Source organism: Vibrio sp. Isolate32 (genome assembly GCF_022397955.1).
GTDB lineage: Bacteria > Pseudomonadota > Gammaproteobacteria > Enterobacterales > Vibrionaceae > Vibrio.
Window position 1 is genome coordinate 82,481 of the sequence record NZ_JAKEUQ010000016.1, and the last position, 22,229, is coordinate 104,709.

The window sequence follows — 22,229 nt, forward strand, 5'->3', positions numbered from 1 at the left end:
GGACATCATGAATAAATTATCCTTATTGCTCCCTGCCCTATTTGTATTTGCGGGATGCGCACCTACACCAACCACTCAACAACCATCGGTCGATGTGGTGTCTGTGACTAACAAGTTCTCTCTAACGCTTGCCGGGAAAACACTGTCGACTCAGGAAAAAGCGGATATTTCTGACTTTATCGTTCGTCGAGGCAGCGCGAGTAGCTTGATGATCAAAATAGAAAAAACAACTCCGAAAGGTGAAAAACAGCTCGAGAAAGTAAGGCTTCATCTTATCGAATCAGGGCTCTACCCATCACAAATTTGGGTAGCAGACGAAGCAACAGAAGGTAAAGGCGACATCACTATTTTAGTCGAATCTTACCGCGCCAAAGTCACAGCCTGTGACGCGGGTAAAACGCCAAGAACGACGCTCAACGCCTACCGTACTCAGCGCAATTTTGGGTGTGCAAATGCCAATGCGCTTGCACAAATGGTAGCCAACCCTAAAGACCTGATCGTCGGTCAACCGATTAATGGTGCTCAAGGGCAGAAAGCTGTCTCTAGTATTGATAACTACTTTGCTCCACCAGCCCAAAACCAACAGCCAAATAATGGTTCTTCGACGACCACGCAAGGAGGTTCGCTATGAATCAAGTACACCAGTTGACGGTACTGATCGCAGCGTCTGAGCAACTCGATGCCTTAGCGCTTACGCATACACTGAATGACTTTGGTATCCACAACATCACTGTCTCTTCAAATCAAGAAGACGACGTAGTGCGTCAAGTGCTAAAGCATGGCATCAAGACGATATTTCTCGATGTGTTGAGTTGTGAGCTGGCTGAGTCGAAACAAGCCTTGCAGCGCTTGATTAAGCGTACAGGTTGTCAAGTTATCGCTCTTGGCCACTCAGATGAAATTTTCATCTACCGTGGCATGCTTGCATCAGGCGCGAGTGACTATCTAGTACCTCCCGTGACTCAGCAAGATCTGGAACACGTTTCTTTCGCGGCTTTACAAAACAACAGCGAAAAACGACATGAAAAAGTCATCTCGGTTGTCAGTGCAAAGGGTGGCTCAGGCAGCAGCACCATTACTGCAACTCTTGCTCAGCAACTTGCAGAGCTCGATAAGAAAGTGGCTTGTCTAGACCTAGACTTTTCAATGGGCGACTTGGATCTGCTACTCAATGTTGAGGGAAACTCAGCATTGATCGAGCTTTTACAATACCCAGAGAGACTCGACCCGTTAGTTTTCGAACGTAGTGGGATCAGTGTATCAGCAAAACACACCCTCTTTACTGGCTATCTACCTTTAGATGCCACACCATTTTGGCCACAAAAGAGCGCTTTAGACCAATTTACCAAGTTTTGCCTACAAAACTCAGACTACCTATTAGTGGATATCCCGACTTACTCTTTGCGTGATCAAGTTGGCTTTGACGCACTGAAAAGTGCCGATATCCGAGTGATTGTCGTAGAGCCGACACTCGGCTCTATCCGCAATGCCGGTCAAATAATCAAACGACTTCAGAATCAAGCCGACTCCCAAACGCTTGTTGTGCTCAATCACACCAAGTCCGATTCAGGCTCAATGATTTCAGTTAACGATGTGAAAAAGTCGTTAGGTGTCCCGGTAGACGTAGTCATTCCATTCTCCCCGAACCACTTTTTGAGCAAGTCATCACTTGGTCAACCTGCCCACAAAGGCAACAGAAAGGTGAAAGTGGCGTTCAACTCTTTAGTTGAATTAATCACAGGTGAATCGCAGCAAAGCAGCCGCCGTTTTTGGAAGCGAGGTGCATAATGTTTGGTCAAAAAGCAAACACGGTTGATCCTATTGAAGTCAGCCAAGCTCGGTTGCATGAAACGTTAACATCCGCTCCTTCGCTACGTGATCATTATCATGTGATTCATGAAGAGATCATCAAGGCAATCGATCCTTCAGCGGTTGTGAGTTTAAGTGCGTCCGATCTTGAAGCTCGAATTTCAGAAATGGTATCGGAAATTGTGATCTCTAAGCACCTACCACTCGGGCATCAGGATGTGACTCATTCTGTAGAGCAGCTCTTACATGAGTTTTTAGGTTTGGGGCCACTCCAGCCTCTGATTGAAGATCAAACGGTCACTGACATCATGGTCAATGGTTACCGTGAAGTTTACGTCGAGCGTTCGGGCAAACTGCAAAAAACCACGGTCCAATTCCGTAATGAAGAACAGCTTCTTAACTTAGCTCGACGCATCGTGAGCAAAGTAGGTCGTCGAATCGATGAATCGAATCCATTAGTTGATGCAAGGCTAGACGACGGCAGCCGTGTCAATGTCATGATCCCACCGCTCGCGCTTGATGGAACCTACATCTCTATCCGTAAGTTCAATGAAAAGAAGCTGACACTGAGCCAATTGGCACAGTTTGGTGCGATGTCGAATTCGATGATTAAGCTTATTGATATTATCGTTCGCTCTCGTCTCAACGTTCTTGTTGCGGGTGGTACCGGTGCAGGTAAAACCACCCTGCTTAATGCAATGTCTTTCAGCATCTCACCTAAAGAGCGCATCATCACCATTGAAGACACAGCAGAACTGCGCCTGCAACAACCCCATGTGGTACGTGCAGAAACTCGCCCAGCCAATGCAGAAGGTTTAACGCCGATTACTCAAAGAGAGTTAGTACGAAATGCCCTACGTATGCGACCAGATCGCATCATTTTAGGCGAAGTTCGTGGCGATGAAGCCTTTGAAATGATGCAAGCAATGAACACAGGCCACGATGGCTCGCTGTGTACACTTCACGCCAATTCTGCAACGGATGCGCTGGTACGCATGGAGAACATGCTAATGATGAGCCAAGCGACGCTACCTCTATTTTCACTGCGTCGCCAAATCGCCGACACCATTGATGTGGTTATCCAAGTAGAACGAATGCGCGATGGTAAGCGACGCATTGTTTCAATAACCGAGGTACAAGGATTAGAGGGCGAGCAATACGTCACTCAAGAGCTGTTCGCCTTTAAAACGCTATCGGAAGACCAGCAAGGCAACCTAATTGGTGAATATAAGAGTGCCAAGTGCGTGCCAAGCTTCAACGAAAAAGCGAAATATCACCAGCTAGACGCTCAACTAAGGGTGGCAATGGAGCTTGAAGCCGGATGATTCTTGTTCTTACAATTTCTGCGCTGCTGGCTACGGTTTGGCTAATAAAGCTCAACTCAAAACAAGCCATTGTTAATAAGCGACTGTCATTGGTATCAGCTGTTTACAAAGCAAGTCCTGCAGACGTTTCTATCAAAAAGTCGAGCCACCAGCGCACCAACAAGCTGCATGCCTTTTTCCTGCGAATAAATGCCTTGCTGCCTGTTTGGGATAAGTATTTTATCGCCTCAATGGTTGTTGGCTTTCCAGTTGCTGGTTACCTGTTAGTACCGGAACTTCCAGTGCATCTTCGATTGCTTGCAGCAGTTGGGCTGTGGCTCATATGTACGTGTGCCATTGTGTTTTATCGCAGAAAGAGACAAGTAGAAGAGTTTGAAAAAGACATCATCAATGTCCTTGGATTGATTTCTAGAGCGGTATCAGCAGGGCTATCTATCCCACAAGCGATTGATCAAGTGGCACAGACGCAACCTGGCTTACTAGGACGCGAGTTCTCTTACCTTCGCGACAATCTTGCGCTTGGCCTTAGTCTTCGCCAGAGTCTCGACGATGCGTGCATTCGCCTCCCTTACAGCAGCTTTCGTTATTTCTCTGTTGCACTGATCCTTAACCAGTCGAATGGTGGTCAACTGCGCGACATTCTTCATAGCTTAAGCCGAACCATGCATGACAACCGAGCGATGAGAAAGAAGGTGAAGAGCTTAACCTCAGAGCCTCGTATCACAGCGTTATTTCTCTCTGTCTTACCCATAGGGTTGCTGGGTGGCATCTATTTAATTGAGCCCTACATGATTAAGCAGCTGTTTAACACTGAACTGGGCCAACGAGTGCTGACCTATGCACTAATCAGCATCAGTATCGGCACCTTAATTTTGAATGCTCTGACTCGCAATAAGAGGTTCTCATCATGATGTATGTTGCCATATTGCTGTTGGGATTAGCTGTTCTTCTGACGCTGATCGCACACCTATCTTCGTTCAAACGAGACGTTGTGGCTGAGCGACTGAATCGCGTATCAAGCTATTCCTCAAAGTATAAAAACACGTCGAGTAAGTGGCGTTTCCAAGGTGAGAAATCTCGACGTCAAAAGCTGGTTCTGATTGGCTGGCTTAACCCAAATGCAGAGATGTACTTTTTAGGGCTTAGATTAATCACAATGACCGTAGGTGCTGGTACTTGGTATGCCACTCGCATTCCAGTGCTAACGATGAATTCGGCGGCAGAGTGTATTGCTATCGGCATCGTGGTCGGCATTCTATTCGATCGCATTCTTGAATGGCGAGTGAACCAAGTTCGAATGCAGATCAGCCGAGTAATACCCGATGCCGTCGACCTAATGGTGGTGTGTGTTGCATCTGGCTTAACACTCGAAGCGGTATTTCGCTGCGTTGGTGAAGAGATGCGTTCGATCTCCCCTGCCTTGTCACGAGAATGGCTGTTAACCGCAACAGAAATATCTGTTCTTGATTCACCACAAACGGCACTCAACAACTTAGACAAACGTGTCCAACTGTCTGACATCAACAACGTTGTCACTACCATGAACCAAGCGCTGCAATACGGTACGCCTATCGCTGATGCCCTCAAACTGATCGCTTCAGATAGCCGTCAATACCACTTCTTAGAACTGGAAGAGTGGGTGGGGAAAATACCAGCCAAAATGTCATTCCCTTTGGTGGTTTTCATCATGCTACCTGTGGTGGGCATCATCGTCGTGCCAATCATGTTGTCTCTTACACAAACTCTGGGGGGCTTATGAGAACCATCCCGTTATTCTTTTTGTCGCTGATATTGTTCGGCTGTCAATCAACCAACCATGTTGAAAAAGATACCGCCGAAAACATGAAGGTGGCAGAAGTTGCGTTAATGAATGGTAAGCCAGAGAGCGCCATGGAGCTCTATCGCAAAATGCTGGTATCGAAGCCCAATGACCCGCAGTTACTACTTTTGATGGGCTCCGCAGCCAATCAAGCCAGTCGTTATGACGAAGCACTGCATTACTTAAAGCGTGCTATCGAGCTTAATCAATCCAGTGCGATTTACCGTGAGTTAGGCCGTTCATGGCTAGCTTTAGGAGAGCTTGAACAAGCAACCTCGGCTCTTGAAGAGTCTGTTCGACTGGAAGCTTCCGATGACGTTGCTCAAAATAGCTTAGGAGTCAGTTACTCGCTCAATAAGCAGTATCCCAAAGCCAGAGAGTGTTACTCAAATGCACTTAGCTTAATGCCTTCAAGCAACGAATACCGAAACAACCTCGCTATGGCGTGGATACTCGATGGTAAACCAGAGCAAGGGATTCATATTCTGTACCCGATCTTTGTCAGAGGCGAAGCGAGCGTAAAACTCCAGCTTAACCTTGCGTTGGCTTACGCACTTTCTGGCGACAGCGAGTCTGCAAAAGCGATCGCTCGTGAACACTTATCGCAACCGGAATACGCTAACAATAGCCTGTATTACCAAGCCCTAGCCGCTCACGCTGATCGAGGAGAACAATAATGCTCTCTCGTCAGAAAGGTGCGAATAGCGTTGAGTTTCTAATGATCACCCTACCGTTTCTATTGCTGATACTAGGGGTCTTTGAGATCTGCCGTCTACTGCTAGTCAACATCATCTTCGATGTTGCCGTTCATGCAGGAGCTCGAGAAGTCAAAACTCGACCAGTTAGTCCTATATCAAACCAAGTTTTCATCGACACTATCGACAAGTTCCCGCTGATCGATCGCAGCAAGATCAAGCTATCCCAACCTTTGTACGTTGAAACCCTACCGGACTTAGTTAACAGGAAAGCGGCACCGATAAGCAAAGCGGTATTGGGGGAATACACGGTGTCTTACGCATTTTCATTCGCTCTACTGCCTAGCCTTTCAACTCGTTTTTTAGAACGTACCGGCCAAATGACAACCTTGGAAAGAAAGGTATTGGTGAGTTATGACGGTTAATAACACACACACCAAAAAACAGGCAGGCTCAGCCGCAGTTGAGTTCCCGTTTGTCGTGCTTGCGATGATGATCATTCTGTGGGGGTTCGTTGCTATCTACCGCTTATTCAGTATGCAGACTCAGTTAGACAATGTTACCTACAACCTCGTAAATGCGATTTCTTCAACTCAACTCAAACCTGAGCAAGGTAAGAATGGTTTACCCGAGACTCTTAAAGGTCCATTACTCGTGCTCGCTGAAAGTTACCTGCCGAGTAGCATTGCCCGCGGCGATATTGGGCTTTTACTTGAAAGTCGTGTCTTTGATACTGCTACTTCAACGTGGGAATACAAACGTCTTTACGCGGGAAGAAACTGCCAAAGTGATTCACCGATTGAGCAGCTTACGGACATGCTCGTTGTAGGCAGCGGCGATCCTGCGTTGGATGGAAAACCATCCACTTTGATTCAGCTGACCTTATGCGTAAAGACACCATTTGACTACGAACGGCTCGATCTTCCAAAAAGCCTAAAGAGCTCATCTGTAGTGATAGGTAAGCACTATGGTTAAGTCAATGTTTAGCAGCCTAGCCCGTCAGCAAAAGGGTTCCATCACCCTTTCCTTTCTTGCACTACTGCTCCCTGCACTATTTATCGCCGTCGGCACTTTGATGATATCGGCGCAAGTGATGGTTTCTAATCGAGCCGCGCAAGCCGCTGACTCTGCCGCATTAGCTTGTGCTTTTGCTGATGAGGCGACTCTGAGAATGATGCGCGCATACCAAGATTACTATCACCCGACACTGAAAGGTGTAAGTGGATTAACACCGAAAAACCAAGAGTGTCGAATTAGCCTAGGTTACTCCGTTACACCGTTATTGCCTCATTTCAGTTATAGACGCGATGACCAAAAGGTGACTGCAACAGGTGGAGGCTTTAAGGGGGTGGTTGAAAGCAAACACTCTGCGATTCCAACAGAGTTGGTACTAGTGCTCGACGTATCTGGCTCCATGGGCTCAAACATGTCGTCACTAAAATCTATTTTGTCCAACGCATTGAATACGATTCAATCTCAGAGCGAAAACGCTAACGATTTAGATTCAGTAAGCATCTCGATCGTTCCTTTCGATTCTGGGGTAGCAACATATCGCCCGCCCTGGTTAGCCAAAGAAGCGGCCGGAATCTACTGTATCGATGGGCTTAGCTATCGTAATGGTGATTTCTCTGCGTCGCTGACCGTAGATAACCTCGCGACGCTGCATTCAGAGCGACCGGTGAAGTTTACGCCGCCAAGTAAGTGGTTAAGCGACTGTAATCAAGACTCACCAATGCTGCCCTTGACCAATGTCTTTTCCCGCGTCCAAAACTCGATAAACAGCCTGAAAGCAAATGGCGGTACTCGCTCTTATCAAGGTTTGGTATGGGGCGTAAGGCAGCTTATCCCAAGTTGGCAACAAGCATGGGGAATACACGTAAGCACGGTAGCCGAAACTAGAAGAAAACTGGTGTTATTCACCGATGGCGCTGACGAAGGAAACGCGTTCAATCAACTGGTAAACGCTGGGTTCTGCACTAAGGCTATCAAGCAATACGGCATTGAAATGAATTTCATCGGCTATGGCGTCAGCCCAACTCGAATTACTCAATTCGAGAACTGTGCAGGAAATCCTTTACGCGTATTCAGTGCCACCAATACGACACAACTTAACGAGTACTTTTCCGACATTTTGGCGGTTGAATACTCAGCAAGCATCCAACTCACTCGCTAATTCAAACAAAGCGTGTGACTCAAAACATCTGAAATTAAAACAAACAAATTTAAAAACAATATGGAGAAATACATGTTTACACGAGCCCTAGCGTTATTAGCGCTGTGCCTTTCTTTACCTGCAATGGCTTATCAAGAAGGAGATGCTTTATCGCAAGACGTTGTCAAGAAACTGCAACTCAACAACGAGGAGCTCACTATTGTCGACTTCTTTGCTGAGTGGTGCGTTTCTTGCCGTAAAGAACTTCCAGAAGTAAACCAACTCTACAAAGAACTCAAAGGCACTGGCGTGACATTCAAAGGTGTTGATGTCGATGAGGATGTTGAAGTTGCTCTTGAGTTTCAAAGGCAACTCGGATTGGAATTCCCAGTAGTCAACGATCCAGAGCAAGCATTGATCGCAGAGTTTAAACCTATCGGTATGCCTGCACTTTATTACATCTACCAAGGCAAGGTTATCAAGATTCGCTTTGGCGCAATCAACCACATTGGCGACGTCATTACTGATGACCTAGTGAAAATGGGAGTGCAGTTATGATGTTGATGAAAGCCACTCTTGTTGGATTGCTCGCTATTCCAATGACCACGAACGCGGCTCTTGAACTCGACCTTAGTGGTTTAGGAAAAAAGTCCGTTGAACAGCAAACCAGTAATAACAGCACTAATAGCGATGCTCCTATCGTAGAAGAAGAGATCATTTCCGGCACAGTTTACTCCAGTGGCGGCACGCACTCAAACCAAACCACCAAAAGCGCAACTAGACGCAACATCGACATGGTTACACCAAAGGCAAAACAGCTGGTTATCAAAAAAAAAGAGCCAGAAGAGACTAACAAGCCTTCAGCGTTAGCGTTTGTCGATGAATTTCTTGGTATTAAGCCGGTAAAGCCTTGGGAGAAAGGGACGCTAGCTCAAAAAGAGATGAAACCGGGCGGTCCAGTACCAGAATTCGATGTTTTCTCTGAAAAAGTCTTTGCCTACAAACAGGGCTCTGTGGGTGGCAGCGGTGTTGGCGGTGGCGGCTGCGGCTGTAACTAACGAGTAAATCGACCCCAAAAACTCAATCGACAAAAAACACTCAATCAATAAAAAAACATTCAGTACTTCAAAAACAAAATAAGAACAAAATGAAAAAACTACCAATTACGCTGCTAAGTGCAGCGGCAGTGGCTAATGTGGCATTAGCTGAAGACCATGTCTCTGTGCATTACCTGAACTATGAAGAGTATGACGACAGAGTTTCAGCTAAGGACACCATGGTTTCGATTGAAAAAAGTATCGGCTTAGATTGGACCCTAAACGCAGAAATAAGCTACGACAGTGTTTCAGGTGCTTCTCCAGCATGGGGCCCTACGACGCCTCCAGCTTCGGATGCCGACAAAATAAATCGCGCCCTGAAAACTCAGCAAGCTCAAGACAAAACTAACGAGGTCATCCGTGCGGGTTATGATCCTCACCGAGACAGTTATGAGGTCCAGAAAGTCGGCCTAGAAGACACAAGAAAAGCACTCAGCTTGAGTGCCACCTACCGTGACAGACTGCGTAATGAATGGACCTTTGGTGGCAATGTATCCCAAGAAGAAGACTACGAGAGCATTGGTATCAATGGTAAAGGTTTGATTTATGCCGATAGCGCTAAAAACCGTTCGTACAGCTTGGGGGGCTCTGCTCTTTTCGACCAAACTCAGGCATTTGGCAAATACGTTTATGGCTCTTCTAACAGCCAAAGCTGGGAAGACATCTTCACTGGTAGCTTAGAAGCGGGGTTATCTCAAACCTTTACACCAAATCTGTACAGCATTTTTACCGCTTATGCAGGCTACCGTAGCGGTTACTTGAGCAACCACTATTTAACGGTGCTTCGTGAAGTCGACATCAATGACGATGGCAAAATCGATGATGACGAAGTGTTCTTGGGGCAAGATTCTAGACCAGATACCCGACTCTCTGGCGGTATTAACCTTCAGGCCTTTTACTCTTTGTCGGATAGCATAAAAATCCGACCACGTTACAAATGGTTCACGGATGACTGGGGCGTGATGTCTCATCAAATAGGCGGTAAATTATCTTGGCATATCAGTGAGTTGCTAACCTTAGCACCCGGTTATTTCTGGTATACGCAAGATGCGGCAGATTTCTATCGCGATCCTAGCAGTGCCGATCCTTCTTTTGCTTCGACAGGTTACGCGACTTCCGACCTTCGCCTAGGTAACTTCACCGCGAATGCTTATGAGCTTGGCGCGAGCGTTAAGGTCCATAAAACCGTGCGTTTAAATGCGCTGGCGGCTTACTACGAACAGAGCAACGGATTTGAAGCGCAGTGGTGGGCGGTTGGAGCAACTTATGAATTCTAAGCTGCCCTTTGTCCATCGCTTCCATGCCATGACAGTACCATGTGAAGTGCAGATCTTATCGCTTGATTTGACCCACCTCCCAAAGGCGTGCGCAAAAGACATCGCTGATGAGATAGAGCAGAACACACACCGCTTAGAAGACAAATATAACTTCTACAGCGATGATTCATGGCTAACACGACATATTAATCAGCGTACAGCCAATGAAGTCGAACTCGACTCAGAGTCTGCGGAAGTTTTTGAGCATCTCGACCGATTAAGCCAACTGACATTCGACACGTTTGATACCACTGTTGGCAGCATTAAACATCTTTTACAGCAGAAGCCGAAGATGTCACACAGCCATGCCTTTCAAGCCCTGTCTACCGCGCTGGGCAAGCAAGCATGGGAGCTAAAAGAAACAATTGATCTAGAAGATACAATGGATCGAGAAGGAACGGTCGGTCTACAAAGAGCTTTTGATTTACAAAGGACAAGACTACACATCCCTGATCCACGCACCCGCTTCGATTTTGGTGGCGTCATCAAAGAGTACGCGGTCGATCAAGCAGTAAAGATAGGCAAGCGACTTGGTGCAACTTCAATGTTGGTGAATTTTGGCGGCGATATCTATGCATTGGGTACAAAGCCAGATGGTTCGCCATTCAATATTGCAGTTCTGGATCCAAGAGACAACAAGACACCTTTTTTTGCCGTTCCGATTACCGACGCGGCGCTGACCACATCAGCCCACAGTGAACGTCAAATGCAGTTCGGCGATAAAACCACGTCTCATATTTTGTCGAAACAAGACGTGGAAAAGAAAATTCTGTCTGTTACGGCAATAGCTTCCTCCACTTTGGAAGCGGGTGTACTTAGCACCTCCTTGACGCTCAACCCGAACATTTCAGTACCAGAAGAGAGCGCCGTTATTTACATCGACGATCAATTACACATTCACCAAAGCACGGAGTTTTTGCATTCATGAAAAACTACCTACTCACGTTAATTCTATTCTTTAGCAGCTTTTTACATGCTCAAGACAGCGAGTTTCTTCCAGTTGAAGAAGCCTTCCCTGTTACATGGGAAGCCACGGATCAAGGAGCGGTTATCCGCTTTGATACACACCCGGGGTACTATCTTTACCGATCTCGCTTCTCGTTTAAAGAAGAGTCCTCATTATCGACACTAGCTCCTCAATACTCTCTGCCAGGTGAAGAAAAACAAGACCCTAACTTCGGTAATGTAGTGGTGTTTCACGAACCGCTTACCGTTACCGTGCCTTACACCGGGATTGGCAAGCTCACCGTCCGCTATCAGGGCTGTGCAGACAAAGGGCTTTGCTACCTGCCACAAAAGCTAGTGTTGGATTTACCTACGCGCAAAGCGTTAACAGAAGTCGCCACTGAGAAGCCATCAAACTCTCTGGTTCAAACACTAGGTGAGATCAGTGACGACACCAATGGCTTGTCATCGTTTCTCTCTCAAGCAGGTAAGTTACAGGCACTGCTTGTGTTCTTCTTGCTTGGCTTAGGCCTATCTCTCACGCCGTGCGTGCTGCCTATGATCCCTATCTTAGCCAGCATTATAGGTGGTGAAAAAGCGATGACAGGCAAGAAAGGTGCTGCGCTTTCCAGCTCATACGTTCTGGGCATGGCGACCAGTTATGCCCTAACCGGGATTTTGGTCACCACATTAGCAAAAGGCATCAATTTACAAGCGGCGATGCAACAACCTTGGTTGCTCAGCATTTTTGCCGCCGTGTTCGTTTTACTAGCGTTAGCCATGTTCGGTTTCTATGAACTTCAACTCCCTGCCGCACTGCAGCAGAAACTCAACAGCGGCTCAGACAAGTTGGGCGGCGGTAAAATTGCTAGCGTATTCGCGATGGGCGCAATATCTGCGCTAGTGGTTTCACCTTGTGTGAGTGCGCCACTAGCCGGTGCATTGCTTTATGTATCCACCACTCAAGACTGGGTGTTTGGCGGTGCCACCCTGTTTGTCATGGCTCTAGGCATGGGTGTTCCGCTTATCGCGATCGGTGCTAGTGGCGGACGCTTACTGTTAAGAAGTGGTGCATGGATGGTATCGGTTAAACAAGTCTTTGGCGTACTGCTGCTCGCGGTGGCTATCGTGTTATTAAGCCGCTTCGTTGACCCATCAATCATTATGATTTTGTGGGCGCTCCTTGCTATTGGTACGGGTGTACACTTCGGCGCGTTAGAAGCCGCACAACCGGGCTGGGCTCGTACTCGTAAGTTTTCCGCGCTACTACCACTGAGCTATGGCTTGATTCTGTTTGTTGGTTTTTTCCTAGGAAATTCCGATCCTCTCAACCCACTTGCGAACCGAGAGCCCGCACAATCTATGGCCATCACGCCTTTTGAGAAAACCGACTCAATAGCTCACTTGGAACAGCAATTACAAGCTGCAGCCAATGCTGAGCAAAAGGTGCTAGTCGACCTTTATGCGGACTGGTGTGTCTCTTGTAAGGTAATTGAGACCAACGTATTCAATGATCAAGAAATCAGCCAAAAACTCAAAGAGTGGCAGACCATCAAGCTAGATGTGACAGAAAGCTCGCCAGAACAAATGGCATGGCTCAACAATAAGAATGTGTTTGGCCCACCAGCCATTTTCTTTTACTCACCCGCTAGCGGTGAGTTAGAACCGGCACGAGTCATGGGAGATATCGACAAAGCAGGCTTTAACAGTAAGCTCAAACTTGCTAATCAGCTTGTAGCGGCCCGTACAGCGGAGCCTAGCAGCCAAATAAATTAGTCCGTCACTCAATGTTCAAAAACGCCCAATCAATGATTGGGCGTTTTTGTTTGATCCATTGATTATAAGCCTGTTACTCAGCTCTCTCTAACTGTTGGATGACCGTTTGGGTCAACTGCTCAGTGTAAGGGTTGATTTTCCAATGCTCTGGGCTCCAACCTTTTACGAAACGTTGGAAATCAGCCCACGCAACATAAAACAGTGGTCGCCATACGCGTTCGACGTCTTCAAATGAGAGCTGTGGTTGATAGTGTGCAAGCGCCTCTTTCAAGTGCTGGAAATAAGTATCTAACACCTCACTTTCATACTCCTGGCAATCTCGCGGCCTAATCGCGCTACTCATGAACAAGGCGGCATCTTTCATTGCACACCCATGGCCAACGTATTGAAAATCGACTGCAGCCGCGTTTTCACTTTCAGGATCAAAGCAGAAGTTCGCGAGCTTAGCATCGCCGTGCACTAAAGTTGGGTAAGGGCACTCTTTCAATAAACGATCGATACGTTGCGCTTGTTGTTTCAAAGGTAAATCCGCCAAGGCACTCAGCTCATCAGGACGAGTGTCTAAATGCCAATAAGTACCGACTGGCCATAATGATGCCGACTGCTCTTGATTAACATTGATGTGCTTTGCGTGAAAATTAGCCAGCCATTTTAAGCAAGCATTACGCTGTTTAACCTCAACAGGCGTATAAGCATGATGCTGCTCGCCTGAAGCTGATTCATCAGAAGCGGCCAGTACATCAAACTGAGACGTTAATGGGAAACCGCTATCGTCTAAGTCTTGCATCACGATAAGCCATTCGTTGTCTGCTAATTCACATTGCAAACCCACAGGCACGGGGCAGCGCTCATCCCATTGCTGAGTGAACGATTGATACCAAGCCGTCTCGACTTGATAGGAATGCACTTTACGCTGATGAGACAGCTTAGTGTTCCATCCTTTCGGGTGTTCAGTTTTGTCGGGCAACGCGACATGTTTAACGATAACGCTGTTGAATCCAGCATCACTACTATTTGTGAAGACTGAGCGCACTAACTCGCCATAGCCGCCCCACAAGCGCTGAATCACGTGAATATCGAACCCTTGATGGCAACCGAGTGACGTGGCTATTTTTTGATAAAGCTCAGAAGGTTGCTGAATGGAATTAACATCGGATTCGACAGACTGTTTTGAAGATATTGATTGAGACATATAACTCGTTGCTACGCCTTATCGGCTAAAAGGTGTGACCATTGTGACTGTCTGTTCATGTAATGAACAACATAACTGCATACCGGGACAATTGTATAACCCGCGCGCTCAATTTCAGGGAGTATCGACTCCATCATCACCTTACCAAAACCCTTGCCTTGCAGTTCATCAGGGATTCGAGTTGAGGTGATATGCAGTACATCGCCATCCTTTTTATACTTAACAACCGCAAATTGATTTGGTTCCAACTCAACCGTGATCTGGTTCGCATCTTGATCCCATTTAACAGCCTGCATTCTCAACTCCTGCAAATAATGGATACGACAAACAATTAAAGTATGAAGTATGAAGTATGAAGTATGAAGTATGAAGTATGAAGTATGAAGTATGAAGTATGAAGTATGAAGTATGAACACTATGTAATATACTAAATTAGTTACATATAAATAATGTCAATTGCTTACAAAAAAACACTTTATAGAGCTACAATTTGCATAAATCACTAGTCAATAAAAGCGCTCTATAAATTAGAGTAAAGCACACAGAATAAAGCTGGCACGCAATAACCTTTTTGTTCGCGGTTATTAATATAACGGACGCATGCTGGCACATGGAGAAACATATAATGAATGCACCACTGAAGAAGCCCTTGGCGCATAATCAGGTAGTTCAAGAGCCTGGTAGCCGAATGGTTTCTACCATTAATAGCACCGATGCTCTGGCCATGATAGAGCATGGCAGTGAGCTAACGTTAAACATCTCGACTCCTATTGGCACTAAGTTCCTCGCCACCACTAGATTTATCGGTACGCACAGTGATAACTGTATTGTGGTTGAGGTTCCAGAGATATCCAATGAAGATCTTGATTTTTTCTTTCAAGAAGGTTTTTGGATGACAGCTCGTGCTTATTCTCTGAGAGGTGAAGGTGCACTTATCCACTTTAGAAGCCAAATTCATCACAAGGTTGGTGAACCCTTCCCTATCATCGTGCTTTCTATACCAAGCTCAATGCAAGTGGCTCAACTGCGTAAAGAGACTCGCTACGAAGTGAATTTAGCTTCAAAAATCATCTTCAGCGACCAACGTGCAAACTGTGAGATAAGAGACTTATCGAAGAGTGGTTGCCGTTTTGTTACCTCACCGACCTCTCGTCCGATTCAAATTGCCGATCGAGTCTCTATTGAGATTACGCCTGAGAACTACAATGGCCCGCTGCTCCTGCCATTGAGAGGTATCATCTGTAATCTGCAAAAATCGACGCACTACGCTCGATACGGTGTAGAATTTGATGATATCGGTAAAGCCAACGCCAAGAACCTGCTCAGTAAGCTGAAGTTCGACGGCACCAAACTTCGTTTGCGTAACGCTTAAAAGCTCGCGATAGAAACAGCAAAAGACCCCAAATAGAAAAACAGCCATCGACGTTATCGATGGCTGTTTTTGTTTTATCTCGATAATAGGTTGAGAACATTTTCCTGTTCTCAACTACCGTATATCTCTATTTACGTAAGGCATTAAGCTTAGCTTGCGCGATACCAAAGATAGTATCGATAGGGTAACTGCCCTCATCACTCGCTTCACCTGCGGCTTTACCAGTGAACAGCTCAATCGCCTCTGTCACATGATCAATCGCCCAGATATTAAACTCACCTTTTTCCACTGCTTTCACGATGTCACTGCGCAACATTAGGTTATGAACATTAGAGCGCGGGATAATAACCCCTTGCTCATTAGAACGACCTTTGATTTCACATACATCAAAGAAGCCTTCAATCTTCTCGTTCACACCACCAATTGGCTGAGATTCACCGAACTGGTTCATCGAGCCAGTAATCGCAATGTCTTGACGGTTTGGCTGTTTTGAAAATGCAGACACCACCGCACAAAACTCGGCCATACTGGCACTGTCACCATCTACGCCACCATACGATTGCTCGAAGGTGATATTGGTGGTGAGCGGGACTTTCGCAGTCTTGCCAAACACAGAAGAGAGATATGCCGACAAGATCATCACCCCTTTCGAGTGAATACTGCCACCAAGGTCAACGTTTCTTTCGATATCAATCACTTCACCATCACCATAAGCGGTAGTCGCCGTGATTCGGTTCGGCGCACCAAACATATGATCGGTTGTACTCAGTACAGACAGCGCATTCACTTGCCCTACCGCCTGACCATCAACATGGATTAGCGTTGTACCGTTGGTGAAGGTTTCCATCACGCTGTCTTGCAGTCGCCCAACACGCATCTGTTGGTTCGATAACGCTTGGTCGACGTGCGATGCACGAATCAGATTCGATTTCGAACCTCTCGCCACGTAGTTGGATTCACGAAGCAAATTAGCAATGTGTGCTGAATGCAGGGATAGCTTACCTTGGTCACCCGCCTGACGAGAACTGTGCTCGATGATACGAGCAATCGCCTTGCGGTCACAGTGGAGCATATTGTTGTCATGGACGATGCTCGAAATGAAGCGCGCATAATGCATTTCAGAATCAGCAGTACGCTTCATCTCATCTTCAAAGTCGGCCGTCACACGGAACAGCTCACCAAACTCCGCATCGTAATGTTGCAGCAGTTGGTATGTGCGGTAATCACCAAACAAGATGATCTTCACGTCTAGAGGAATAGGTTCTGGGTCGAGCGATACCGCACCTGTTAGCGTCACTTCTTTCTCTAATGAAGTGAAGCTCAATTGACGAGAACGCAGCGCACGTTTCAAGCCTTCCCATACGTAAGGTTGTTCTAGCACTTTGACTGCGTCCATTAGCAGCACGCCACCGTTCGCTCGGTGTAAGCTACCCGCGCGAATCAATGAGAAATCAGTAAATACAGTGCCTTTAAACGTTGCCGTTTCTACATAACCAAACAGAGAGTGATAATTCGGATTCTCCTCGACCACTATCGGTAAAGTGTCTTCCTTCTGGCTCACAATCACGTTCACTTTGTAGCGACGCGGCATTTTCTTATCCAAAGAGGCTGTCGCGACTTCGGCCTGCTCTGTGCTCTCTTCTAAGAAAATATCAGCGTTATCGACAATGTCTTTACGCAATGCGGTTAAGTACTTTTTAATGTCTGAATATTGACTGTAATCCTTCTTAAGCTGCTTGATGAAATGCGTGATCACATCTCGCGCCGTATCATCATTAAGCTTTTGAATCTTCTCGGTATAGGTCTCTTCAAGTTCCGTCAGTTCACGAGAAATAGTTCGCAGCCCAACTTCCAACTCATCGATGGTTTTATCAAACTGATCTTGCTCTTCAGGTGATAGCAGATCAAAGCTCTCTTCGGTGTGAAGCTCATCACCGTTCATCGCCACAAACTGGTAATCACCTTGAGTGGTGATCGTCAGGTTCACGCCGTTCTTTTTCGCTTCTTGGCTGATCGCCTCTAGCGCTGCTTGTTGTTTCGCTGCTAACTGATTCTTTAATCGGTCAGCACGGCTGAAGTACATCTCATTGTCGAACGCGAGTGGCATCGCTTTAATGAGCTTGCGCATCAACTTTTCAATATCTTGCTTTAAGCTGCTGCCCACACCACGTGGAAGTTTCAATACCTTAGGTGTACGAATATCTTCAAAATTCGCGATGTAACACCAGTCAAAAAGCTCCTCAACTTCATGAGGGTGTCGGTTGAGATAGCGCAGGATCATGGTACGCTTACCCAGACCGTTGCGCCCTATCGCATAAATGTTGTAACCCTTTTCCTTAATTGACATCGCGAACTCAACGGCTTTTTGCGCACGTTCTTGCCCGACGATTTCGTCAATTGGAGCCAGTTCTTTGGTCGACTTGCATGGTAACTTTCCGAGTTCTGCTACCTGATACAGCTGTTCTGTATTGAGTCTTTGAATCGCCATCGCCGCCTCCTTAGTCCTTTATTTCTTAGGTGTAGATATACTCAGTGTAGATGTAATTACCTATAAATTTAGTGACTTACGCTACATCGCTGTTCAACCGAACAAATAACACGCAATTTAATGCGATTTTACGAATAACAAGCAATTTAATTCACCAAACTTAACATCTGAATGATTTTAATTTGCAATTGATAATAAATATCATTAACATTTTTAGATATTAAAAATCGAGGATGTGGATATGGAAATTGAACGATGTTGGATGCACTACCTAAAAGCTGAACAGTTAATGGAGCAAGGTCACTGGCCAGAAGCACAGCGCCTTTATGGTGATGTTCTCAATTCTCTTCCTCACCACATTCAAGATGCGGCATACCAAAGCGATATCAAGCCTTGCCAATTTGCCTGTCTACTTGCGGGACTCAGAGATGCAAGCGTGGCTCAATCTGAGATTCTCAACCGCCTAGGTCAGCACAAGCAAGCCTTTGATACATTGAATCAGTCTTATGCGTTAATGCAATTTATCTCTCTTGAGAGCACAGAGTTGATTCAACGCATCCATGAATTGCTCGAAAAGCAGAGTGAAGATCTACTAAATCACCTTATCGCTTTTTGCAGTGCTCAACGCAGCTCGCATTGGATGCTAGAGCTAGAACAAATTCAACGTGCTCATCACCATTTTGGGCAACTTAAAACAACGTCAGAAGTTCAATCTTCACCAAACGTCTTAAATTGATAAGGATATATCATGTCGGACCGGGCTCTTCTTAAAGTCAATAACCTCTCCGTTAGCTTCAAAACCAACGATGGAATCGTTGATGCGGTGAAAAAGGTTAACTTTACCCTTAAATCCAGCGAAACCTTGGCCATTGTTGGTGAATCAGGTTCTGGTAAGTCTGTCTCTTCTAACGCACTGATGCGTCTACTTCCAGACAACGCGATTATTGATGCTCAATCGGAAATCGAATTTGAGGGGCAATCAATACTTGGCAAGACTGAGCGAGAAATGCAGTCGATTCGTGGCGACAGGATCGGCATGATCTTTCAGGAGCCGATGACCTCTCTCAACCCGTATTTACGCGTAGGTATTCAAGTGGCGGAAGCCATGATGTGTCACCGTAAGGTATCGAAATCAAAAGCAAAACAGCGTGTGTTAGAGCTGTTTAACCTTGTGCATTTACCAATGCCTGAGCAGGCTTACACCAAGTACCCGCACGAATTTTCGGGTGGTCAGCTACAGCGCATCATGATTGCAATGGCACTGATTAATGAACCGGATATCCTGATTGCGGACGAACCGACGACAGCACTCGATGTAACGGTTCAAGCTGAAGTGCTTTCTCTTATCAAAGAGATCCAAGGCAAGATGGGAATGGCAATTTTGTTCATCACTCATGACTTAGGTGTGGTGAAACACTTCGCCGACCGCGTGCTAGTGATGTGTAAAGGTGAACTCGTAGAAGAAGGGATGACTCAATCTCTGTTCGATAGTCCTAAACATGACTACACACGAATGCTCATTAACTCGATACCTAAAGGAACGAAAGATCCGGTAAGCGCCGCTGCTCCAGAGCTTCTGTCTGCTGAAGATATTCGCGTTAAGTTCTTGGTGAAACCGCACTTCATCAAGTCAAAAAATCAGTACTTTGAAGCGGTGAAAGGCATCTCGTTGAACCTAAAACAAGGTGAAACCCTCGGCATTGTGGGCGAATCTGGTTCTGGTAAATCAACCCTTGGACGTGCGTTAATCGGCTTATTGCCAAGCTCAGGTCGTATTGTTTATAAGGGACAGGACGTCAGCTTACTCAACGACAAACAGCGCCATAGTCTGAAAAAAGATGTTCAAATGGTGTTCCAAGACCCTTATGGCTCCTTGTCACCACGTATGACGGTTGGGGAGATCATCACCGAAGGCTTAACGGTGCATCAACCTCACTTATCAAAACAAGAACGTTTAGAAAGAGCTCGTAAAGCGCTGATTGAGGTTCGATTAGAGCCAAACTCAATTAACCGCTACCCGCATGAATTCTCTGGCGGACAAAGACAACGTATTGCGATTGCTCGCGCGTTGATTCTTGAGCCATCTTTTATTCTGCTAGATGAGCCGACTTCAGCGCTCGATCGTTCAGTGCAATTGACCGTAATCGACCTACTAAAAGACATCCAAACTAAGCACAATATTGGCTTCCTGTTTATCAGCCACGATCTCTCGGTAGTGAAGGCACTGTCGGATCGAGTAGTGGTGATGCAGAAAGGTGAAGTGATGGAAGAAGGCTCAGCTGAAGAGATTTTCAATGCACCGAAAAATGACTACACCAAGAAGTTAATCGCAGCGTCATTCGACTTAGAAAATAAATCAGAAAAAAATGCTGCTTAGAGGGAACTAATCAAGATTAACAGCGTCTTATAGGTACATTCTGAATAAATTCTTAATTAGTTTCATTCTAGAATGGATATAGCAAAACTGGTTTGGCCGCCAAAAGAAAAATGTCGCATGGATGCGACATTTTTCGTTTCTGGCGTATATGAAAAATCAACTCAGTGATTCGAGACAGTGATTATGAAGGTTTGTTAAAATTGACGGACTTTAAACAGGGTTAGCTGATAGTCGGGTCACAGAGTGACTTAATGTCATTACTGAGGGTGTGGTCTCGGCGTATCTTGCGATACTCTTTTTGCACACAGATAGTGTTGAGATCTAAATCATCAGGTATGGGCTTAAAGGCTGTACGTAAGCCCGTAGGCTGAACCATAAGGTTTTTCGGTTCTTCTCCGCTTTGTTGAGTCAGAACGCAATGACTCTGACTTCTACCATACTGACTAATAACCCTTTTTTAGTCAGCATGGATGGATCCTATTTTGACCCAGTTACTTTCTCAGCTTTTGCACATTCAGGGGCAGGCAATCCAGTCGATTAAGGTCGATGAATCCACTCAAACTGTTGAGTTTACTATCGTCGAGACCGACGATGCCCTTCGCGCACATTGGCTCACGCATAAGCACCCTCAATTACTTTTCCCTGGCCTTGGTCAAGGTTGCGATGCGCCCATGGACAGAGGCGGCATGAGTACTTTCATTGAACTGTTGCGCAGGCATAAAGAGGCGCTCGAACATCTGTATGCCAATCAACTCAACCAAAATATGCGCTCGGCTACCCAAGCGATGTTACGGTGTCAAACAGAGCAACAAGGTCGGTCACAATGGTTTTGCAGCCACTGCCATCATGATGACCGATTGCCCCTTTCTTGTGGTCATCGTCACTGCTCTCAATGCCAACAGCGCACCACCGCTGATTGGCTTCAGCGTCAGCAACAAAAACGGTTAACTATTCACTACTTCATGGTTACCTTTACTTTACCGTATCAATTGAGAGTGCTAGCAAGGCATCAGCCTAAAGCGACATATAACGGTATGTTTAAGGTGGCATCGGGGGTTTTAAAGGATTTTGTCAACCGCCAGCTGCAAGGTGAACTTGGGTTTACTGCTGTGCTGCATACCCACAGCCGACAACGAAACTTGCACCCACACCTGCACATTATTGTGGCAGCAGGCAGTTACGCCCCATCCAGACAAACGTGGCACAAAGACAACAAGCATTACCTTTTTAACGTTGTGGCTGCCGAGTGGCATACCCAAACAATGGGTGGTTGATTGTAGGCAGGTTGGTTATGGTCAGTCAGCACTGAACTATTTATCTCGCTACCTCTATCGTGGTGTGCTGCCTGATGAAGACATTATCAAGGTCACCGATGATACGGTCACCTTCCGTTATAAAGAGAGTCAGACCAAAGCATGGCAAACTCGAACCTTACCCATCCTTGAGTTCTTGCTGCTCATCTTGCAGCACGTGMTCCCCAAAGGGCTACAACGAGTTCGAGATTACGGATTTTTACGTGGTCAAGCACACGCCTTAAGAGTTCGCATTCAACTGCTGCTGTTGAACCTGCTCTATMTCATGCCGCCACTCACCGCACCGATAAGGACAAAAGCGATRCGGGCATGCCCTTGCTGTCAGCATGAAATGGCGTGTGTTGGAGTCAGCCGACCCACGTAGCSGAAAGGCACCGATAATAAGGAGAATGGCATTGACGAAATCAAAGGAGATGTAACGACGAAAGAAACGGAAAACAGCTAACGGGTTGATAAGATTGCTATCGCAACCTTATCTTGACCTCGCTCGCCTTGAGAAAAGCCTCAAAGCGATGTGCCCTTCAAGTTCAATCGTACAATTTACTTAATAAAG

Annotated in this window: 20 protein-coding genes and 1 pseudogene; 18 read left to right on the forward strand and 3 right to left on the reverse strand. The window is 46.2% G+C overall.

Annotated features, from left to right (window positions below; genetic code table 11):
• The first annotated feature begins 7 nt into the window (after window positions 1–7).
• The 14 genes from L1D11_RS13435 to dsbD all read left to right on the forward strand — a co-directional run bounded on the left by L1D11_RS13435 (window position 8) and on the right by dsbD (window position 12,934).
• Complete coding sequence (locus tag L1D11_RS13435) at window positions 8–631, forward strand: CpaD family pilus assembly lipoprotein (protein WP_239833164.1); 624 nt, start codon at window positions 8–10, stop codon at window positions 629–631.
• Window positions 628–1,788, forward strand: coding sequence for a P-loop NTPase (locus L1D11_RS13440; protein ID WP_239833165.1), 1,161 nt, complete (start codon window positions 628–630; stop codon window positions 1,786–1,788). The genes L1D11_RS13435 and L1D11_RS13440 overlap by 4 nt, the downstream gene beginning before the upstream one ends.
• The gene (locus L1D11_RS13445) at window positions 1,788–3,134 is read left to right on the forward strand and encodes a CpaF family protein (protein WP_239833166.1); all 1,347 of its coding nucleotides are present in this window, start codon (window positions 1,788–1,790) and stop codon (window positions 3,132–3,134) included. The genes L1D11_RS13440 and L1D11_RS13445 overlap by 1 nt, the downstream gene beginning before the upstream one ends.
• Window positions 3,131–4,045 (forward strand): type II secretion system F family protein, encoded by a 915-nt coding sequence (locus L1D11_RS13450; RefSeq protein ID WP_239833167.1) that lies wholly within the window; start codon window positions 3,131–3,133, stop codon window positions 4,043–4,045. The genes L1D11_RS13445 and L1D11_RS13450 overlap by 4 nt, the downstream gene beginning before the upstream one ends.
• Window positions 4,042–4,893, forward strand: a complete 852-nt coding sequence (locus tag L1D11_RS13455; protein WP_239833168.1) for a type II secretion system F family protein — start codon at window positions 4,042–4,044, stop codon at window positions 4,891–4,893. The genes L1D11_RS13450 and L1D11_RS13455 overlap by 4 nt, the downstream gene beginning before the upstream one ends.
• Window positions 4,890–5,630 carry a tetratricopeptide repeat protein gene (locus L1D11_RS13460; RefSeq protein ID WP_239833169.1) on the forward strand — a complete coding sequence of 247 codons (741 nt, stop codon included), beginning with the start codon at window positions 4,890–4,892 and terminating at the stop codon, window positions 5,628–5,630. The genes L1D11_RS13455 and L1D11_RS13460 overlap by 4 nt, the downstream gene beginning before the upstream one ends.
• Entirely contained in the window at window positions 5,630–6,073 is a 444-nt protein-coding gene (locus L1D11_RS13465; RefSeq protein ID WP_239833170.1) for a TadE family protein, read from the forward strand. The genes L1D11_RS13460 and L1D11_RS13465 overlap by 1 nt, the downstream gene beginning before the upstream one ends.
• On the forward strand, window positions 6,063–6,623 hold the full coding sequence (gene tadF / locus L1D11_RS13470; protein ID WP_128163376.1) for a tight adherence pilus pseudopilin TadF: 561 nt from the start codon (window positions 6,063–6,065) through the stop codon (window positions 6,621–6,623). The genes L1D11_RS13465 and tadF overlap by 11 nt, the downstream gene beginning before the upstream one ends.
• Complete coding sequence (locus L1D11_RS13475; protein ID WP_239833171.1) at window positions 6,616–7,821, forward strand: VWA domain-containing protein; 1,206 nt, start codon at window positions 6,616–6,618, stop codon at window positions 7,819–7,821. Before tadF ends, L1D11_RS13475 begins: the two co-directional genes overlap by 8 nt.
• A 72-nt stretch (window positions 7,822–7,893) precedes the next feature.
• On the forward strand, window positions 7,894–8,358 hold the full coding sequence (locus L1D11_RS13480) for a TlpA disulfide reductase family protein (RefSeq protein WP_004740713.1): 465 nt from the start codon (window positions 7,894–7,896) through the stop codon (window positions 8,356–8,358).
• The gene (locus L1D11_RS13485) at window positions 8,358–8,858 is read left to right on the forward strand and encodes a DUF4266 domain-containing protein (protein WP_239833178.1); all 501 of its coding nucleotides are present in this window, start codon (window positions 8,358–8,360) and stop codon (window positions 8,856–8,858) included. Before L1D11_RS13480 ends, L1D11_RS13485 begins: the two co-directional genes overlap by 1 nt.
• Window positions 8,859–8,947: 89 nt before the next feature.
• On the forward strand, window positions 8,948–10,174 hold the full coding sequence (locus tag L1D11_RS13490; RefSeq protein ID WP_239833172.1) for a DUF3570 domain-containing protein: 1,227 nt from the start codon (window positions 8,948–8,950) through the stop codon (window positions 10,172–10,174).
• Window positions 10,164–11,141, forward strand: a complete 978-nt coding sequence (locus L1D11_RS13495) for an FAD:protein FMN transferase (protein WP_239833173.1) — start codon at window positions 10,164–10,166, stop codon at window positions 11,139–11,141. Before L1D11_RS13490 ends, L1D11_RS13495 begins: the two co-directional genes overlap by 11 nt.
• Window positions 11,138–12,934 (forward strand): protein-disulfide reductase DsbD, encoded by a 1,797-nt coding sequence (gene dsbD, locus L1D11_RS13500; protein WP_239833174.1) that lies wholly within the window; start codon window positions 11,138–11,140, stop codon window positions 12,932–12,934. The genes L1D11_RS13495 and dsbD overlap by 4 nt, the downstream gene beginning before the upstream one ends.
• A 73-nt stretch (window positions 12,935–13,007) precedes the next feature.
• Here the strand turns inward: dsbD and L1D11_RS13505 are convergent, their stop codons facing one another.
• The gene (locus L1D11_RS13505; RefSeq protein ID WP_239833175.1) at window positions 13,008–14,126 is read right to left on the reverse strand and encodes a phosphotransferase; all 1,119 of its coding nucleotides are present in this window, start codon (window positions 14,124–14,126) and stop codon (window positions 13,008–13,010) included.
• Between the two features lie 11 nt (window positions 14,127–14,137).
• Complete coding sequence (locus L1D11_RS13510) at window positions 14,138–14,422, reverse strand: GNAT family N-acetyltransferase (RefSeq protein WP_239833176.1); 285 nt, start codon at window positions 14,420–14,422, stop codon at window positions 14,138–14,140.
• 329 nt (window positions 14,423–14,751) lie between these two features.
• Here L1D11_RS13510 and L1D11_RS13515 point away from each other — a divergent pair, with 329 nt between their 5' ends.
• Complete coding sequence (locus tag L1D11_RS13515) at window positions 14,752–15,498, forward strand: flagellar brake protein (RefSeq protein ID WP_239834771.1); 747 nt, start codon at window positions 14,752–14,754, stop codon at window positions 15,496–15,498.
• A gap of 127 nt (window positions 15,499–15,625) precedes the next feature.
• On the opposite strand, the gene L1D11_RS13520 is transcribed toward L1D11_RS13515, so the two are convergent.
• Window positions 15,626–17,986, reverse strand: coding sequence for an ATP-binding protein (locus L1D11_RS13520; RefSeq protein WP_239834770.1), 2,361 nt, complete (start codon window positions 17,984–17,986; stop codon window positions 15,626–15,628).
• A 241-nt stretch (window positions 17,987–18,227) separates the two neighbouring features.
• On the opposite strand from L1D11_RS13520, the gene L1D11_RS13525 reads away from it, so the two are divergent.
• From L1D11_RS13525 to L1D11_RS13535, 3 genes and pseudogenes are all read left to right on the forward strand, one after another.
• Complete coding sequence (locus L1D11_RS13525; protein ID WP_239832110.1) at window positions 18,228–18,722, forward strand: hypothetical protein; 495 nt, start codon at window positions 18,228–18,230, stop codon at window positions 18,720–18,722.
• Between the two features lie 12 nt (window positions 18,723–18,734).
• Entirely contained in the window at window positions 18,735–20,363 is a 1,629-nt protein-coding gene (locus L1D11_RS13530) for an ABC transporter ATP-binding protein (protein ID WP_239832111.1), read from the forward strand.
• Between the two features lie 686 nt (window positions 20,364–21,049).
• A pseudogene (locus L1D11_RS13535) lies at window positions 21,050–22,040 on the forward strand (transposase).
• Window positions 22,041–22,229: the final 189 nt, after the last annotated feature.

Excerpts from the sequence above, each read along its gene's own strand:
- L1D11_RS13435 (WP_239833164.1), top strand. The coding sequence starts at position 8 with ATGAATAAATTATCCTTATTGCTCCCTGCCCTATTTGTATTTGCGGGA.
- L1D11_RS13440 (WP_239833165.1), top strand. The coding sequence starts at position 628 with ATGAATCAAGTACACCAGTTGACGGTACTGATCGCAGCGTCTGAGCAA.
- L1D11_RS13445 (WP_239833166.1), top strand. The coding sequence starts at position 1,788 with ATGTTTGGTCAAAAAGCAAACACGGTTGATCCTATTGAAGTCAGCCAA.
- L1D11_RS13450 (WP_239833167.1), top strand. The coding sequence starts at position 3,131 with ATGATTCTTGTTCTTACAATTTCTGCGCTGCTGGCTACGGTTTGGCTA.
- L1D11_RS13455 (WP_239833168.1), top strand. The coding sequence starts at position 4,042 with ATGATGTATGTTGCCATATTGCTGTTGGGATTAGCTGTTCTTCTGACG.
- L1D11_RS13460 (WP_239833169.1), top strand. The coding sequence starts at position 4,890 with ATGAGAACCATCCCGTTATTCTTTTTGTCGCTGATATTGTTCGGCTGT.
- L1D11_RS13465 (WP_239833170.1), top strand. The coding sequence starts at position 5,630 with ATGCTCTCTCGTCAGAAAGGTGCGAATAGCGTTGAGTTTCTAATGATC.
- tadF (WP_128163376.1), top strand. The coding sequence starts at position 6,063 with ATGACGGTTAATAACACACACACCAAAAAACAGGCAGGCTCAGCCGCA.
- L1D11_RS13475 (WP_239833171.1), top strand. The coding sequence starts at position 6,616 with ATGGTTAAGTCAATGTTTAGCAGCCTAGCCCGTCAGCAAAAGGGTTCC.
- L1D11_RS13480 (WP_004740713.1), top strand. The coding sequence starts at position 7,894 with ATGTTTACACGAGCCCTAGCGTTATTAGCGCTGTGCCTTTCTTTACCT.
- L1D11_RS13485 (WP_239833178.1), top strand. The coding sequence starts at position 8,358 with ATGTTGATGAAAGCCACTCTTGTTGGATTGCTCGCTATTCCAATGACC.
- L1D11_RS13490 (WP_239833172.1), top strand. The coding sequence starts at position 8,948 with ATGAAAAAACTACCAATTACGCTGCTAAGTGCAGCGGCAGTGGCTAAT.
- L1D11_RS13495 (WP_239833173.1), top strand. The coding sequence starts at position 10,164 with ATGAATTCTAAGCTGCCCTTTGTCCATCGCTTCCATGCCATGACAGTA.
- dsbD (WP_239833174.1), top strand. The coding sequence starts at position 11,138 with ATGAAAAACTACCTACTCACGTTAATTCTATTCTTTAGCAGCTTTTTA.
- L1D11_RS13505 (WP_239833175.1), bottom strand. The coding sequence starts at position 14,126 with ATGTCTCAATCAATATCTTCAAAACAGTCTGTCGAATCCGATGTTAAT.
- L1D11_RS13510 (WP_239833176.1), bottom strand. The coding sequence starts at position 14,422 with ATGCAGGCTGTTAAATGGGATCAAGATGCGAACCAGATCACGGTTGAG.
- L1D11_RS13515 (WP_239834771.1), top strand. The coding sequence starts at position 14,752 with ATGAATGCACCACTGAAGAAGCCCTTGGCGCATAATCAGGTAGTTCAA.
- L1D11_RS13520 (WP_239834770.1), bottom strand. The coding sequence starts at position 17,986 with ATGGCGATTCAAAGACTCAATACAGAACAGCTGTATCAGGTAGCAGAA.
- L1D11_RS13525 (WP_239832110.1), top strand. The coding sequence starts at position 18,228 with ATGGAAATTGAACGATGTTGGATGCACTACCTAAAAGCTGAACAGTTA.
- L1D11_RS13530 (WP_239832111.1), top strand. The coding sequence starts at position 18,735 with ATGTCGGACCGGGCTCTTCTTAAAGTCAATAACCTCTCCGTTAGCTTC.